14 protein-coding genes are annotated in these 15,276 nt (G+C 68.5%); 4 read left to right on the top strand and 10 right to left on the bottom strand.

The annotated features are described in order from the left end of the window. Positions 1-6: 6 nt before the first annotated feature. Positions 7-432: a DoxX family protein gene (locus LDL21_RS08350; protein WP_225279498.1), complete on the bottom strand. Its 426-nt coding sequence runs from the start codon at positions 430-432 to the stop codon at positions 7-9. Positions 433-465: 33 nt separating this feature from the next. After that, positions 466-1,623, bottom strand: a complete 1,158-nt coding sequence (locus tag LDL21_RS08355) for a serine hydrolase domain-containing protein (protein ID WP_225279499.1) — start codon at positions 1,621-1,623, stop codon at positions 466-468. A gap of 172 nt (positions 1,624-1,795) precedes the next feature. Between LDL21_RS08355 and LDL21_RS08360 the strand changes: the two genes are divergently transcribed. After that, a complete protein-coding gene (locus LDL21_RS08360) occupies positions 1,796-2,677 on the top strand; it encodes a sigma-70 family RNA polymerase sigma factor (protein WP_225279500.1) in 882 nt (293 codons plus the stop codon). A gap of 6 nt (positions 2,678-2,683) precedes the next feature. Here the strand turns inward: LDL21_RS08360 and LDL21_RS08365 are convergent, their stop codons facing one another. The 5 genes from LDL21_RS08365 to LDL21_RS08385 all read right to left on the bottom strand — a co-directional run bounded on the left by LDL21_RS08365 (position 2,684) and on the right by LDL21_RS08385 (position 8,017). Then, on the bottom strand, positions 2,684-4,339 hold the full coding sequence (locus LDL21_RS08365; protein ID WP_225279501.1) for a DUF885 domain-containing protein: 1,656 nt from the start codon (positions 4,337-4,339) through the stop codon (positions 2,684-2,686). 4 nt (positions 4,340-4,343) lie between these two features. Then, positions 4,344-4,694 carry a helix-turn-helix domain-containing protein gene (locus LDL21_RS08370; protein ID WP_372462157.1) on the bottom strand — a complete coding sequence of 117 codons (351 nt, stop codon included), beginning with the start codon at positions 4,692-4,694 and terminating at the stop codon, positions 4,344-4,346. Positions 4,695-4,947: 253 nt separating this feature from the next. After that, entirely contained in the window at positions 4,948-6,195 is a 1,248-nt protein-coding gene (locus LDL21_RS08375) for a cytochrome P450 family protein (RefSeq protein WP_372462158.1), read from the bottom strand. After that, positions 6,192-6,623: a roadblock/LC7 domain-containing protein gene (locus LDL21_RS08380; RefSeq protein ID WP_181697353.1), complete on the bottom strand. Its 432-nt coding sequence runs from the start codon at positions 6,621-6,623 to the stop codon at positions 6,192-6,194. The genes LDL21_RS08375 and LDL21_RS08380 overlap by 4 nt, the downstream gene beginning before the upstream one ends. Beyond that, positions 6,623-8,017 (bottom strand): sensor histidine kinase, encoded by a 1,395-nt coding sequence (locus tag LDL21_RS08385; protein WP_225279502.1) that lies wholly within the window; start codon positions 8,015-8,017, stop codon positions 6,623-6,625. Before LDL21_RS08385 ends, LDL21_RS08380 begins: the two co-directional genes overlap by 1 nt. A gap of 320 nt (positions 8,018-8,337) precedes the next feature. Here LDL21_RS08385 and LDL21_RS08390 point away from each other — a divergent pair, with 320 nt between their 5' ends. The 3 genes from LDL21_RS08390 to LDL21_RS08400 all read left to right on the top strand — a co-directional run bounded on the left by LDL21_RS08390 (position 8,338) and on the right by LDL21_RS08400 (position 11,740). Next, positions 8,338-9,300 (top strand): AurF N-oxygenase family protein, encoded by a 963-nt coding sequence (locus tag LDL21_RS08390; protein ID WP_225279503.1) that lies wholly within the window; start codon positions 8,338-8,340, stop codon positions 9,298-9,300. Next, positions 9,297-10,625, top strand: coding sequence for a lipase family protein (locus LDL21_RS08395; RefSeq protein ID WP_225279504.1), 1,329 nt, complete (start codon positions 9,297-9,299; stop codon positions 10,623-10,625). Before LDL21_RS08390 ends, LDL21_RS08395 begins: the two co-directional genes overlap by 4 nt. A gap of 80 nt (positions 10,626-10,705) precedes the next feature. After that, complete coding sequence (locus LDL21_RS08400) at positions 10,706-11,740, top strand: alpha/beta fold hydrolase (RefSeq protein ID WP_225279505.1); 1,035 nt, start codon at positions 10,706-10,708, stop codon at positions 11,738-11,740. On the opposite strand, the gene fadD5 is transcribed toward LDL21_RS08400, so the two are convergent. From fadD5 to LDL21_RS08415, 3 genes are read right to left on the bottom strand one after another with little or no spacing between them, the layout of a single operon-like run. Continuing rightward, positions 11,730-13,304, bottom strand: coding sequence for a fatty-acid--CoA ligase FadD5 (fadD5, locus tag LDL21_RS08405; protein WP_225279506.1), 1,575 nt, complete (start codon positions 13,302-13,304; stop codon positions 11,730-11,732). The genes LDL21_RS08400 and fadD5 overlap by 11 nt on opposite strands. Before the next feature lie 24 nt (positions 13,305-13,328). Beyond that, entirely contained in the window at positions 13,329-14,135 is an 807-nt protein-coding gene (locus tag LDL21_RS08410; RefSeq protein WP_225279507.1) for an enoyl-CoA hydratase, read from the bottom strand. Further along, the gene (locus LDL21_RS08415; protein WP_067488874.1) at positions 14,132-15,118 is read right to left on the bottom strand and encodes an NAD(P)H-dependent flavin oxidoreductase; all 987 of its coding nucleotides are present in this window, start codon (positions 15,116-15,118) and stop codon (positions 14,132-14,134) included. Before LDL21_RS08415 ends, LDL21_RS08410 begins: the two co-directional genes overlap by 4 nt. Between the last annotated feature and the right edge of the window lie 158 nt (positions 15,119-15,276).

A 15,276-nucleotide genomic window follows, 5' to 3' on the forward strand; every position in this document is an offset into this window, starting at 1 on the left:
TGATTCTCAGGCGATGCGGGTTCGGGAGCCGGTGAGGGAGCGCAGGGCCGCGGTGGTGGATCCACCGGTGGGCAGCCAGGCGCGGGCGGCGAAGGTGGCGGCGGTGAAGAACAGGGGCATGGCCCATTTGTCGGGTCCGTCGCCGACGGCCAGGTGCGAGGCCGCCGCACCGCCGTAGACGAAGACCAGTCCGGCATAGGCCCATTCCTTCGTGCGCGGGTGGCCGGGCGTGAGGATGGTGGCCAGCGCGGCCGTTTTCGCGACACCGAGGACGGTGGCGAAGTACATCGGGTAGCCGAGATGGTCGAAGGATTCGCGCACGTAGGAGATCCGGGCGAGATCCCAGTACGCGCCGACGGCGGTTTCGGCGAGGACTGCGGCAACGGGCACCCAGCGTGCGAATTTCGCGATGCGGGTCAGGCGAGTGGTCATGAGTGGGTTCTCCTGTGTGGGAAGGTCGATCGGTCAGGCTGCGGCCGCGACGTGGGTCGCGGCCCGGTGGAGGACGGCGGCGAGCCGGGCGTTCTCGGGGGCGTTGAAGGCGAAGGCGGCGCGACGGCGGGTGTAGCCGTAGGTCAAGCCGCTGTGCGGGTCGGCGAACCCGTCCGATCCGGCGGAACCGGTGTGCCCGATGGCGTAGGCGCCGAGGAACGGAGTGAGCAGGCTCTTGGCTTCGAAACCGAGCGCGTACGGTGCGCTGTCACCGCGCACCAGGTCGCGACCGCCGGAGTGGATGGTGGACACCGTCGCGATGGTCTCCAGCGACAGCAGTGGTTCGCGTCCGTCGATCCCGGTGGTGGCCGCCGCGTACATCGCCGCGATACCCGCCGCGCTGCCGACCCCGCCCGCCGAGGCCTGTCCGAGCCTGCGCACGGTGCTGTCGTTGGGCAGCGCCATCACATCGGCGGCGGTGAAGCCGTGGGCATTGAGGTTGTAGGCGATGCCTGCGATGCTTTGCGGCGCAGGCGAATTCGCGGCGAAGGCCGCCTCGGCCTCCGGTGTGGCGCGCCAGGGCAGAATCGGCAGGTAGCGGTGCTCCAGTTCGACGGGCAGACCGAGGTGGATGTCGAGGTCGAAGGATGCGCGGATGCGCTGCTCGAACAGTTCCCGCACCGTGGCGCCGGTGATGGCACGCACCACCTCGCCGACGACGGCGTAGGTGACGAACCCGCCGTACCCGTGCACGGTGCCCGGCTCGAAGTAGGGCCGCTGCCCGACGAGCCGTTCGGCGATCACCCGGTCGTCGGCCAGTTCCGCGACGGTGAATCCACCGTCGACCCCGACCACGCCCGAGCGGTGAACCAGCATGTCGCGCACCGTGATCCGCTCCTTGCCCGACCGGGCGAACCGCGGCCAGTAGTCGGCGACGGGCCGGTCGACATCGAGCACACCGTCCTGGATCAGCAGCGCGATCACCAGGGCGGCGGCGCCCTTGCTGGTGGAATGCAACCCGGTCAGCGATGTACCGGACACCTCGGACCCGGACCAGAGGTCGACCACCCGGCGACCACGCACGAACGCTGCCAACTGTGCGCCCGGGTCACCCTCCTCGGCCACCACGGCGGCGAATTCGGCCCGCACCTGTTCGTATCCTTCGGCGACGAAGCCGTGCACCTCGACCATGATGTTCTCCTTTCGGCCGCAGCTTCCTGCCGCGGCGGATCGTGTTCTGACGCACTGACGTAAGCCACGGGCAGAACGTGACCCGGTCGTAGAAAAACGCTGGTCACGGCACTACGGTCACACTCGGCGTCCCGCTTTCGTCAAAGCGGTGGGACGACATCGAGGAGGACCCGTGCAGAACGCACAGTTGCTGGCCGAACAGTTCGAGGACAACCGCGCCCACCTGCGGGCGGTCGCCTACCGGATGCTCGGCTCGCTCACCGAGGCCGACGACGCGGTGCAGGAGGCCTGGCTGCGCCTGGCCCGCACCGACACCACCGAGGTGGACAACCTCGGTGGCTGGCTCACCACCGTCGTCGGACGGGTCTGCCTCGACATGCTGCGCTCACGGAAGAGTCGCGGCGAAGAACCGCTCGACAACGACCACCTGCCCGATCCGGTGATCACGAGCGAGACCGCCGCCGACCCGGAACAGGAAGTGGTGCTCGCCGACTCGATCGGCATGGCCCTGCTGGTCGTACTCGAATCACTGCGCCCCGCCGAACGGCTCGCCTTCGTACTGCACGACATGTTCGCCATGCCCTACGACCAGATCGCTCCCATCGTCGACCGCACGCCACAGACGGTGAAGAAACTGGCCAGCCAGGCGCGCCGCCGAGTACAGGGCGCAACGCCGGGCCCCGACCCGGATGTCACGCGCAGGCGCCGCGTCGTCGACGCCTTCCTCACCGCCGCGCGTGGTGGCGATTTCGACGAACTGCTCCGCCTGCTCGACCCCGAGGTGGTGTTGCGGGCCGACGCGGGCGAAGCGATGCGGGTGATCCGGGGTGCCGCCGCTGTCGCGGGCCAGGCCGAGACGTTCCGGCGCATGGCCACCCTGTGCACCGTGTACCCGGCGCTGGTCGACGGCCGCTGCGGGCTGGTGAACACCGTGGACGGCGACCCGTTCTCGGTCATCGGCTTCACCGTCGTCGACGACCGGATCACCGCGATCGACATCCTGTCCGACCAGCAGCGGCTGGCCGGTCTCGATCTGTCGCCCGTTCTCGGATAGCTCCGATCAAGCCGTGGCCAGCTGGGCGCGCAGGGTGGCCAACCCCATGCCGCCCAGCTTCAGGGCACGGGTGTGGAAGTGCTTCAGATCGAATTCCGCACCCGCGCGGCGCCGGGCGTCGTCGCGGGCCGCGAGCCAGGCTTGTTCGCCGAGTTTGTAGGCGGCGGCTTGGCCGGGCCAGCCCAGGTAGCGGTCGATCTCGTCACGGGCGGTCGCGGCGTCTTTGAGAGTCCTCGTGAGCAGGAATTCCCGGCCGAGGTCCGGGGTCCAGCATCGGCCGTCGTGGAAACCGGTGCCCGGCGGGATCGGCAGCTCGAGGTGCATGCCGATGTCGAGGACGACCCGAGCCGCGCGGAAGAGCTGTTCGGAGAGCATGCCGAACAAGGCGCCGTCGTCGTCGAGAAAGCCCAATTCCTGCATGAGACGCTCGGCGTAGAGCGCCCATCCTTCGCCGTGCCCGTCCACGAACGACATGAGTCGCTGGAACCTGTTGAGCGACTTCGCCTCCCGCACGGCAGTGGCGACCTGGAGGTGATGACCCGGCGCACCCTCGTGGTAGACGGTGCTGATCTCCCGCCAGGTGCTGAACCGCTCCCGGCCCGCTTCCACCGACCACCACATACGGCCGGGCCTGCCGAAATCCTCGCTCGGGCCGAGGTAGTAGGCACCGACTCCGCCACCCGGCGGCGCGATCCGGCAGTCCAGGGCCATCAGTTCGTCAGGAATCTCGAAGTGTTCGCCGCGCAACGCGTTCAGTGCCCCATCGGATGTTTCCTGCAACCAGCCGGCCAGGGCGGCGTGCCCGTGCAGGTGGTACCGGGGGTCGGCGTCGAGGACCGCGGCAGCTTCGGCGAGGGAGGCGCCCGGTGCGATCCGGTCGGCCACGGTCGCCATCTCGTCATGGATGCGCCCGAATTCCGCCCATCCCCAGGCGTATGCCGCACCCGGGTCGATCTCGGCACCGGTGAAGTGCCGCGACCACAGCCGGTAGGTGTCCGCGCCCACCGCGTCGGCCCGGGGAGCGTGTGGCGCGAGCTCGGTCCGCAGGAACCCGGCGAGCTCACCCGATGCCCGGTCGGCGGCCGCGGCGACACCGGACAGATCCGGGGCGCCCGGCACGTGGGCGGCGGGCGCGGCGAAGGCGGTGAAGAACCCGGCTGCCCACGTCTCGACCTGTCCGGCCGTGCCGAGGACCTGCCGCAGCGCCGCGCCACGACCCTGCTGCTGTGCGGTGAGCAGGGAATCACGCATGCCTGCGACACACTCCGGAACCGCGGCGAGGCGATCACCGATCACGGCCCAGTCCTCGGCGGTGGCGTCGGCCATCACGTCGAACGCCATGCGCAGATCCTGGACCGGCGAGGCGATGACATTCAGGGCGCCGAGCCGCAGACCCGCATCGTGCAGCTCGACCTCGAGGCCGATGCGTTCGGCGAACACCGCCGCCGCCACCCGCTCGTCGTCGGCGGGCGTGGTCGAGGCAATGGCATGTACGGCCCGGCGCGCGAGTTCGGCGCGGGCTTCGTACCCGGCGGGGGAGTAGTCGGTGAGCCGATCGTCGTGGCCGGTGATGCCGAGCAGGGTCGCTGTCACCGGGTCCGCGGCGGCGAAATCGTCCACATACCGGTCGCAGATCGGGTGCACTCGGGAATCGGCGCGCACGCTGTCAGCTGTCGATGGGACGGTTGTCGAGCGCCTCGCGCAGATCGGCGTTGATCCGATGGGCCTCGGCGAGCTGGTCTTCGAGAATCACGATGCGACAGGACGATTCGAGGGTGTTGCCCGCGTCGACGAGTTCGCGTACTCGCGCCGCGATGCGCAGCTGATACCGGGAGTAGCGGCGATGGCCGCCCGCGGAGCGCTGTGGAGTCAGCAGTTCGGCGGCGTCGAGGGCGCGCAGGAACGACTGGGTGACGCCGAGGATTTCGGCAGCTCGACCCATGCTGTAGGCGGGGTAGTCGTCGTCTTCGAGTCGGTCGGCGGCACTGATGCCGTCGTGGGTGTTCACGTGCTGCACTGCGCCTCTCGGTCGATACCGGCAGGCCCGGCGCGTTGGGCGCCGGGCCTGGGATCTACAAACGAGGGATTGACTTCACATTCACTCCGCACCCCGACACTCTCCGGGACGCGGGACTGGTAAGTGACTGCTCAGTGACCACCACCTCCTGTGACTGCCGGTTATGTCGAAGCTCGTGTACATCAGCGACTGTACAACTGCTCCACCAAAATGTCTACAGTCATCACTGCAGATTTCTTCTACCGGCGACCGGTCAGTTCAAGATCGGCATCGGCGCGGTTTCCGGGAATGTGACAGGCAGCGCCGTCAGCGCCCGGTGGAAGGGACCGGGACGCCACGTCAGCTCCGACTCGGGCACCGCGAGTTTCATCTCGGGCAGCGCATCGAGCAGTTGATCGATGGCCTCCTGGACGATCAGATAGGCGGGAGATTTGGCGGGGCAGCCGTGCGGGCCGGTGCTCCAGGCCAGGTGGGCGCGGTTGTCGAGGAACTCGCCCGTGCCGATGGCCGGATCGGTGTTGCAGGCCGCCATGCTGATGAGCACCGGCTGATGCGCGGGCAGCCACACCCCTTCGACCAGAATCGGCTGACGCGGGTAGGTGATGCAGTGGTTCGCCATCGGCGGATCGGTGTAGAGCACCTCGTCGAGCGCGTCGCGCGTCGACAGGCTGCCACCGAGGATGCTGCCGGCGAAGCGCTGATCGGTGAGGATCAGCCGCACCGTGTTGAGGATCAGGTTCAACATCGGCTCGATACCCGCGCCGTACATGGTGAGCAGCTGGTTCATCAGCTCCTCGTCGTTGAGCCGGGCCGGGTGCTGCACCAGGCGGGTGGTGACATCGTCACCGGGGTCGAGCTGTTTGTGCCGGATCTGTTCGTACAGCGCGTCCTCGAGCATCTGACCGCCCTGCGCCGCGCTCGCGCCGCCTTCGAAGATCGCCGCCATACCCGCGGCCGCTCGGGCGCCGATGTCCTCGGGGACACCGAGCATCGAGTTCAGAGCCGCGAAGGCGAGCGGGAAGGCGTACTGACTCAGCAGTTCCGCACTGCCGTCGCCGCAGAACGTGTTGATCAGGGGGATCGCGAACTGCTCGACGGTGCGCTGCAACCGGTACAGGTCGACCCCGGCCAGGCTGGCCACGGTGGCCTGCCGGTAGCGGGCGTGCTCGGCGCCCGCGGTGCGCAGGGCATTGGGGCGGTAGCGCATCATCGGCAGCACCGGGCAGTCTTCGGGCACGGTGCGTTCCCACATGCGGGCGTCGGCGGGGAAGTGGTCGGGATCGTTGAGGATCTGGACGGCGGTGCGATAGCCGATCACCAGGGTCGCGGGCACGCCGGGCACCAGATCGACCGGGACCAGCGAGCCGAAGCGGCGCCGCATGTCGCGGTAGGAGCTCTGCGGGTCGGCCGCGAACTCCTCCGAGTACAACGCCACCCTGGCCTGCCCGCTGTTCGAGTCGGGGGAGATCGGGGTGAGGCCGAAGGAGGTCTCGAGCGTCACAGCGACGTCTCCGATCGACGGAACTCGTCGCGCCGGGGCGCGGCACCCAGCTCGCGCCCGACCCGTTCGGCCAGATCGTTCATCCGGTGCGCGACGAGTCCGAGATCGACATCCGCCGTCGTCGCGACACCGAGCAGGGTGCCTGCCCCGGCAGCGGTGATCAGGATCATCCCCTCGTCGTATTCGGTCATGTTCTGGCGCACCGTATTCGCGAAACCACCGCAGAACTCGCCGAGTGCCTTGCCGAGCGAGCGCAACCCGGAGGCCGCGGCGGCGAACCGTTCGGCCTCGTCCTTGCTGATACCGGGCGAGTGGGCCACCCGTAGACCGTCGTCGGATAACAGGACCGCGAACCGCACGCCGTCGAGCTCCAGATCGTCCAACAGCCAAGCCAGGCGGTTGGTGCTGTCGGTGAGGGAAGTGCTCATCAGCTGTCCTGTCCGTCGATGGAACGTTCGGCCGCGGCGCGACCGTGCCGGGATCCGCTGTGCCAGGCGGTGACCAGTTCCGGCCTGCCGGGCGATTCCGCGCCCGCGGCCCGGCCGGTGGCGGGGGCAACGACTCGTCGCGTGCGTTTGGGTAAACCGCCGGGGGTCGTGTCGGGTGCCGTGTGTTCGGGTGGGGCCGCCACAGCCACCGCCTCGACTTCCCGTGGCTCGGAAACATCCTCTCGCACAACGGGTTCCGGTGCGGCATCGGCCTGCTCGAGTTCGTTCGAGCGGGTTTCGGACTTGTCGACGAGCAGCGCGGAGGGGATGAAGACCATCGCGCGGGTGCCGCCGTAGACGTTGGGACCGTCGACGTAGGCCGCGAAGCCGTAGCGTCGTGCCAGCGCCGCCACACCGGGAAAGCCGATCTTCGGTGATGGTCCGAGTGCGTTGATGTCGATCACGCGCTCGCCCGACAGGATCTGGCGCGCCTCCTCCATCTGTTCCTGGCTCATCCGCACGCCCGCGTCGTCGATGATCAGGGTGACGCCGTGGTGCCCCTGCTGGAAGGCGACATCGACGAACGACGAAGGCGGCGAGTAGCGCAGGGCGTTGTCGAGCAGGGTGGCCACGGTGTGCACCAGTGGCTCGACGGCGCGGCTGATGACCACCCGGTCGCAATGTCCCGCCCGCACCCGCAGGTAGTCGCGGACCCGGCTGGTCGCGCCCGCGACCACATCGTCGACGGTCTGTTGCGGCCAGCGCCTGCCGGGCAGGCCGCCGGAGACGAGCACGTAGGACTGCGCCTGCCGGATCATCTGCTGCACGGTGTGGTCGATGCGGCTCAGGGTGCCGTACACCTCGTCGTTGCGGTTCTCGCGCAGCGCGTTGCTGACCACCTGGCCCACATCGGCACCCAGGCTCACCACGGTGGTGCCGAAGGCGCGCACCGCGTTGCCCGTCGCGGCCCGGGCTTCCGCGGCGACCTGCGCGCGGGTCTCCGCGCGGACGGCCTCCACCCGGTCGTCGGCGCGTTCCTGCGCCTCGTGTTCCACGGTGAGGCGGGTTTCCTCGCGCACCAGGGCGAGATCGTCGGCGTGCTCGGCCGCGATCCGGGCGATCTTGTGCGCGAACGGCGAGTCCCGCAGCTGGGCGGGGACCTCGGCGGTGACGTCGGGTTCGTCGTGGCGGCGGATCGCTTCGGTGATCCTCGGCAGGGTCGCCTCGATCAGGCGTGTCATCGCCTCGTCGTGCGCGTAGAGCTCGCGTTCGGCCGAGGACAGCCGGGCGCGGACGTGACGCTCGTTGCGCAGCGCGACCAGAGCCACCGCGACAGCGCCGAGCAACACCAATGTTGCGATACCGAACAAGAACACCGCGATTGTCGGGGTCATCGGTTCCTTTGTCGTCTCACCGGCCGAAGAGCCTGGTGGCCGGAACCTCGCCGGTCCCTCCGGCGAGACTGTTGCCGGTGGTGCAACCGTGCGAGTGCGGCCTGTCCCCGTCCCGCTGTGCTGCGCTTCCGGCGAATCCGCACACACCTTATCAGTGCGTATTTCGCGGTCGGAAAGTGTTGGTACCGAAAGTGATTCGCCCCTATTCCGCATCCGGTGACGGCGCGCCAAGGTATATGTGACACGAAGTTCCATTTACACTTGAATGGAACCGCCGGTACCACTAAACTGAGCAGTGGAACCACCGCTAGGAGACACCGATGACGTTGTCCACTTACCACGATATTCTGCAGGGCTTGTCCGAGGGATCGGTGAGCAAGCACTTCGATCCCTATGTCGACATCGATTGGGACGCACCGGAAATGGCGGTGCATTCCGACGACCGCCGCTGGATCATGCCCACCGAGGATCCGTTGGGTCGCCACCCCTGGTACCGGGCCCAGCCCGAGGAACTCCAGATCGCCATGGGTATGTGGCGGCAGGCGGGCATCGCCAAGGTCGGTATCGACTTCGAGCAGCTGCTCATCCGTGGCCTCATGCAGTACCTGATCTCGGTACCGAACGGTGATCCGGAATTCCGGTACGTCACGCACGAGGCTGCCGAAGAGTGCAACCACACGATGATGTTCCAGGAGATGATCAACCGCATCGGCTATCGCGATGTGATCGGCATGGGCCCGATCGACCGGAAGCTGACGATGGTCATCTGGCCCGCGGTGAAGTATTTCCCCGAGTTGTTCTTCACCCTGGTGCTCGGCGGTGAGGAGCCGATCGATCACCTGCAGAAGTCGTTGCTGCGCGGGGGTTTCGACCTGCATCCGATGGTGCATCGGGTGATGCAGATCCATGTCGCGGAGGAGGCGCGCCACATCTCCTTCGCGCACGAGTATCTGCGCAAGAACGTGCCCGCGATGCATCCGGCCACCCGGTCGCTGCTCTCGGTGCTGTTCCCCGTCGTGATGCGGGTGATGCTGTCGATGATCGCCACCCCGCCGAAGGAATTCGTGGACAAGTTCCACGTTCCGGGCGAGGTGATGCGCGAGGCGTACTGGGGTAGCACCGAATCCCGGCACACCAAGCGTGACGTGTTCACCGACGTGCGCGCGCTGGCCACCGACATCGGCCTGATGAACCCCGTCGCCAAACTGGTGTGGCGGGCGCTCGGCATCGACGGCCCTGTCTCGCGCTATCGCAGCGAACCGGCCCGCCGGGTCACCGCGTGATCCCGGAGAGCTGGGCTGCCCCCACCGAGGTGCTGCTGCCCGACGCCGATCCGTTCTATGTGCCACGCGACGGATTCGACAGATCGGCGCCGGGCACGCTGTTGCGCTGGCGTCCGGTGGAATTGGCGGCGTTCGGGCTGATTCCGCTGCGGGCGCGGGCCTGGCAGCTGCTGTATCGCAGCAACGATCTCAACGGCGTACCCGAGGCCGCCGTCACCACGGTGATCGCCCCGGCCGACGGTGTCGTCGACGGCGCGCCACTCGTGTCGTTCCAGTGCGCGATCGACGCCATCGCGCCGCGCGCCTTTCCGTCCTACTCGCTGCGTCGTGGCTCGCGGGCGATCGGCACCTGTGCCCACATCGAACTGCTGCTCTTCGCCGACGCGTTGTCCCGGGGCTGGGCGGTGTCGGTGCCCGACCATGAGGGCATGCTCGGCGCGTGGGGTGCGCCACGCGAACCGGGCTACCGCGCCCTCGACGGCATTCGCGCGGCCCTGGCCTTCGAACCGGGCAGCCTCGCGTCCGACGCCCAGGTGGGCTTGTGGGGCTACTCGGGAGGTGGCCTCGCCTCGGCGTGGGCCGCCGAGATGGCGCCCACGTACGCGCCCGAACTCGATATCGCGGGCGCGGTACTCGGCTCACCGGTCGGTGACCTCGTCTCCACCTTCCACCGGCTCAACGGCGGCTTGCACGCTGGCTTGCCGACATTGGTGGTCGCGGCGCTGCGGCGGGTGTATCCGGCGTTCGCCGAACTGGTCGACACCTATTTCTCCGACGAGGGCCGCGCGGTGCTCGACAAGGCGGCGGAGTCGACGACGGTGGGTGCGGTGCTGCGGCTGGCCAGGTACAGCATCGACCGGCACTCCGGTGCGCCCATGACCGAACTGCTCGCCCTCGAGGCGATGCTCGAGATGTTCGCCGACCTCACCCTGGGCGACCGGGCACCCGCGGCGCCGCTGCTGGTGACCCAAGCGGTGCACGACCAGATCATCGCGGTCGACGACATCGACGCGCTCGTGCAGCGCTACCGGGCCAACGGCGCGCACGTGACCTACCTGCGCGACCGGCTCAGCGAGCACCTGAGCCTGCTGGCCGGCTCGGCCCCGCTGAGCCTGAACTGGCTGGCGGACCGCTTCGCCGGTCTGCCGGTGACACCCTCACAGACCAGGACCGTGCTGAGCGTTCTCGGTCTCCCTGCGGGTCGCCACGGCCTCGCCGACCTGGCCAGGGCTGTGGTGCGAGTCCTGTTCGCGCGCCCGATCACCAAGGCGGTGACCGGGCGCGAGCTCGCGAACCCGGCGAAGCGGGACCAGCGCGCCGCCTGACCGAACCCTGAACTTACTCACTGGTAAGATACTGGCCCGTAGGGACTGCCGACGGCAGCCGGTGAGATAAGGGGTTATCGGTGGGGATTGTGACCGATGTACCGCGCGCGGTACGGAATGTGTGGGCCGTCTCGTTCGGCGGTGGGCTCGAATCCGGCGAGCCCACCCCGTCGACGACGGTGTACGAGCGACCGCACCGCCATCTGAAGCGGTACGAGGCCGGCCACGCCGGGGGAAATCCGGTGCTGCTCGTGCCGCCGCTGGCGGTGACCCCGGCGTGCTTCGATCTGCGACCCGGTCAGAGCCTGGTCCGCCACCTGATCGAGCAGGGGCGACAGCCGTACGTGATCGATTACGGCCAATTCGGTTACGCCGACCGGAATCTCGGCCTCGAGGACTGGATCGACGACATCCTGCCCGAGGCCGTCGCACGGGTCGCCGCCGAACACGACCGGCCGGTAGACCTCATCGGCTGGTCGCTGGGCGGGGTCTTCTCGCTGCTCACCGCCGCCGCCAACGCCGACCTGCCGATCGCGTCCATCACCGCGCTCGCGGCCCCCATCGACCAGCGCCGCACCCCGCTGCTGGCGCCGATGCGCCTGGCCGCCAAGGTGACCGGTGGCAAGGAGATGGCCCTGGCCACCCGGATCATGGGTGGTATCCCGCAGGAATTCGTGCGTCTGGGCTTCCGGTTGCAGGCACTGGACCGCGAGATCACCAAGCCCGCCTACCTGATCCGCAACGCGCTCGACACCGAGGCGCTGGCCCGGCTCGAGGCGACCGAGCGGTTCATGTCCTCGATGCCGGGTTATCCGGGGCGTTCCTACTGGCAGATCCACCGCAGCCTGGTGCTGCGCAACGAACTCGCCGAGGGCTACATCCGGCTGCGCTCGGATCTGGTGATCGAACTGGCCAAGGTCACCTGCCCCGTGCTGCTGCTCGGCAGCCGCGGCGACGCGGTGGTGCCGGCGTCGTCGGTGCGGCGCGGCCTGGACGTGCTGCCGAACGCGGAGGTGGAATTCGTCGAGGTACGCGGCGGTCACCTGGGATTGCTCGCCAGTGCGACCGCCGCGCAGATCACCTGGCCGGCGATCGACGAGTTCCTCAGCCGCTGACCGCCTGGGCCGAACCGTGCCGGGCCCGCAGTTCGTGCTTGACGACCTTGCCGCCCGCATTGCGCGGCAGGGCGTCGATCACGACAAGCGCCTTGGGGTGTTTGTAGCGGGCCAGGTGCGCGTCGAGGTGGTCGGCGAGCTCGGCGAGGGTGATGTCGCCGTCGTCCTCGGTGACCACGACGGCGACGGGCACCTCGCCCCACTTGTCGTCGGCCCGGCCGATCACCGCCGCCTCCCGGATGCGGGGATGGGCGAACAGCACGTTCTCCACCTCGGCGCAGTAGATGTTCTCGCCGCCGGAGATGATCATGTCCTTCTTGCGGTCGACGACGTAGACGAAGCCCTCCTCGTCGCGGCGCACCAGATCGCCCGAGTGGAACCAGCCGCCGGCGAACGCGTCGGCGGTCGCCCGCGGGTTGTTCCAGTACTCGCGCATCAAGGTCGGTCCGCGATAGACGATTTCGCCCACCTCGCCGGGGCCGACATCGTTCATCTCGTCGTCGACGATGCGGGTGGCGATGGTCGGGATCGGCTTGCCGACCGAACCGAGTTTGCGGATCGCGTCCTCGCCGTCGAGCACACAGGTGATCGGTGACATCTCCGTCTGTCCGAACACCGCGACGTTCAGTGCATTCGGGAACGTCTCGGCCATCGCGCGCAGCACGGTGTCGGAGGCGGGGGCGGCCCCCCAGCTGATCACGCGCAAACGCAGATCCCGCTGCGCCACGGTGGGATCGGCGCACACGATCTGCCACTGGGCGGGCACGAGGAACACCGAGGTGGCCCGTTCGCGCTCCCAGGCGTCGAGCACCTCGGTGGCGTCGAAGGCCTTGAGCGGGTGGATCACGGTGAGCGCGCCGAGCACGAAACACGCGGCGACACTGCCCAATCCGGCGATGTGGAACAGCGGTGAGGCGCAGAAGGCGATGTCGTCGGCGCGGTACTGCATGGCCCGGATACAGGTGAGGGCCTGGGAGTTCATGTTCAGGTGGGTGAGCACCGCGCCCTTGGGATTACCGGTGGTACCCGAGGTGTACATGATCAGCGCGGCACTGTCTTCGGGGACATCGATCGGCTCGTGCGGGTCGCCCTGTTCGGCCAGCAGGTCGTCGTAGCCGAGGACGCCGTCACCGGTGATGCCGCCGACCACGATGCGGGTGGCCAGCGCGTCGGTCTGCGCGGCGACGGCGCCGACCAGCGGGGCGAGCACCGCATCGGTGATGATCGTGCGCGCACCGCTGTCGGTGACCTGGTAGACGATCTCGGGCGGGGTGAGGCGGAAGTTCACCGGCACCGCGATGGCGCCGAGAGTGTTGATCGCGAACACCGACTCGATGTACTCGGCGTTGTTGAGCATCAGGATCATCACCCGGTCGCCCTGGCCGACACCTCGGCGTGCGAGCGCGTCGGCAAGGCGTTGCACCCGGTCGTGCAGTTCGCCCCAGGTGGTCGTCTTACCGAGGAACCGCAGCGCGGGCGAATCGGGAATCGTGGTGGCGTGGATCGCGATCTGGTTCATCCAGTGATTGCGTCGCGAGCGCATCGGTTCGGTAGCGGTTGACATCTCGTCTCCTGCGGAACGCCGGACTCAGGCCGGATCGGTGATGGGGTGGACGGCGCCGTCGAATCGTGGCGCCCGGCGGGTGAGCATCGCGGTCATTCCCTCGAGGAAATCGGCGGAGGTGAGCAGTTCGGACTGGCCGGTCTTCTCCCTGGACAGGGCGGCATCCAGTCCGGCGAGGGTGGCCGCGTTGAGCGCGGCCTTGGTGAGTTGCAGCGCCCGCCGCGGTCCGGCGGCGAGCTTGGCGGCGACGGTTTCTACGTGTGCGCCGAGCTCTTCTGACGGAATCGCGCGGGTGATGAGGCCCGCGGTGGCGGCCTCGGTAGCGGGCAACCGGGCGCCGAGCAGGGCGAATTCGGCGGCGCGGGCGCGGCCCATGGATGCCGCGACCACGGCCGTCGCGCCACCGTCGGGCATCAGCCCGATGGAGGTGAACGGCAGCAGCAGGTAGGCCTCCTCGGCGGCGTAGATGAGGTCGGCGGCCAAGGCGATGGACGTGCCGACACCGGCGGCGGGACCGTTGACCTGCGCGATCACCGGCAGCGGCGAATCGACGATGGCCCGGATCAAGTCGTTGGCGCGATCCATCACCACCTCCGGGGACGCCTCGTTGCCACCCGCCGCGCTGGCCGCGGCGAGATCCGCACCGGTGCAGAACGCCGCCCCCGCCCCCGTCAGCACGATGACCCGCACCGACGGCGTCGTCGCGGCCGCGGTGACCAGGTCGCACAGCTCGGTCATGGTCGCCAGATCGATGGCGTTCATCCGCGCCTGGCGGTCGATCGTGATCCGCAGGACGCCGTGTTCCTCGGTGCTGAGAACGCTCGCGCTCATCGGGCCACCGCCTCGACGATCGAGCCGGCCAGGCGGTCCGCGATCAGTTGCTCGGCCTCGCGCACCATCCGGTCGATCAGGTCGGCGCAGGTGGGGATGTCGTGGATGAGACCCTGGCATTGTCCGACGCTCCAGATGCCCGCGTCGAGGTCGCCCTCCTCGTAGACCTTGCGCCCGCGCGCACCGGCGACCAGGTCACGCACATCGGCGAAAGTGCCGCCACCACGCTCGATCTCGACCACCTGGCGACTCACGGCGTTGTCGGCCACCCGGGCGGTGTTGTGCATGGTGCGGAAGATCAGCTTCGTGTCGAGCTCGGTGTTGGCCACGATCTTCTCCTTCACGGCGTGCGCGATGGGTGACTCCACGGTGCACAGGAACCTCGTGCCCATGTTCACACCGTCGGCGCCGAGCGCCATGGCCGCGACCAGGCCGCGCGCGTCGGCGATCCCGCCGGAGGCGATCATCGGGATCTCGAGCTCACGAGCCGCGGCCGGGATGAGGACCAGGCCGGGGGTGTCGTTCTCGCCGGGGTGACCGGCGCATTCGAAGCCGTCGATACTCACACCGTCGACACCGACCTGCTGTGCCTTGAGGGCGTGCTTGACGCTGGTGCACTTGTGCAGCACCTTGATGCCCGCGTCTTTGAGGAACGGCAGGTGGGTGGCCGGATTGCCGCCGGCGATCTCGACGATCTTCACCCCGCCGTCGATGATCGCCTGGCGGTACTCCTCGTAGGGCGGCGGAGTGATGGACGGCAGGATCGTCAGGTTCACCCCGAACGGCTTGTCGGTGAGATCCCTGGTGCGGGCGATCTCTTCGCGCAATGCCTGCGGGGTGGGCTGGGTGAGGCCGGTGATGATGCCGAGACCACCCGCTTCGGACACGGCGGCGGCGAGTTCGGCGCGGCCGACCCACATCATCCCGCCCTGCACGATCGGGTGCTCGACACCGAATGCCTCGGTGAATCGGGTGCGCAGCATCGCGCTCTCCCTCCGGATTCAGACGTTCCCGCCGGTCGCGGGCAGAACCAGGACGGCTCTGGGCAACCGGACAGAATCATGATTAACTTAGCGAGAATTGTGATTAACTTAATGGCGGCCGACGCGGCCTGTCAACACCTCGTGCGGCGAGTTGCCCG

This window comes from Nocardia rosealba, from assembly GCF_020216065.1.
GTDB classification, from domain to species: Bacteria; Actinomycetota; Actinomycetes; order Mycobacteriales; family Mycobacteriaceae; genus Nocardia; species Nocardia rosealba.